Annotated in this window: 1 protein-coding gene; it reads left to right on the top strand. The window is 72.2% G+C overall.

What is annotated here, in order from left to right:
• Positions 1 to 702 (top strand): histidine kinase dimerization/phospho-acceptor domain-containing protein (locus RCG67_RS16890; protein WP_368827955.1); only part of this gene is annotated, 702 nt, incomplete at both ends.

The following is a 702-nucleotide window of genomic DNA, read 5'->3' as shown; positions in this document are numbered from 1 at the left end:
GTGGCCGAGCAGCTCGCGGACGGGGACCTGGGCGTGCGCCTGCCCGTCAGCGGCTCGCACGAGGTGGCCCGGCTCGCCCGATCGTTCAACCGGATGGCCGACAGCCTGCAGGACCAGATCACCCAGCTCGAGCAGCTGTCCTCGATGCAGCAGACCTTCGTCTCCGACGTCTCCCACGAGCTGCGCACCCCGCTGACCACCGTCCGGATGGCCGCGGAGGTGCTGTTCAACGCCCGCGAGGACTTCGACCCCGTGAACCGGCGTTCCGCCGAGCTGCTCTACCACCAGGTGGACCGCTTCGACTCCCTGCTGGCCGACCTGCTCGAGATCTCCCGCTTCGACGCGGGCGCCGCCCGGCTGGAGGTGGCCAGCGTCGAGCTGTTCTCGGTCGTGCACGACGTCGTGGAGGGCGCGGCCCCGCTGGCCGTCTCCTCGGGCTCGACAGTGCGCGTGCGCTCCGAGCTGTCCCGGTGCACCGTCCAGGGGGACCAGCGCCGGATCGAGCGGATCCTGCGCAACCTCGTGGTCAACGCCCTGGAGCACGGGGAGGGCCGGCCCATCGACATCGTCGTGGGAGCCTCGGAGGTCGCCGCGGCCGTGGCGGTGCGGGACCAGGGCATCGGGATGACCGAGGAGGAGGCGGACAAGGTGTTCAACCGCTTCTGGCGCGCGGATCCCGCCCGGGCCCGCACCACGGGCGGG

Source organism: Kocuria cellulosilytica (assembly GCF_040981245.1).
Lineage (GTDB): Bacteria > Actinomycetota > Actinomycetes > Actinomycetales > Micrococcaceae > Kocuria > Kocuria cellulosilytica.
This window is presented reverse-complemented; position numbering and strand designations above follow the sequence as displayed.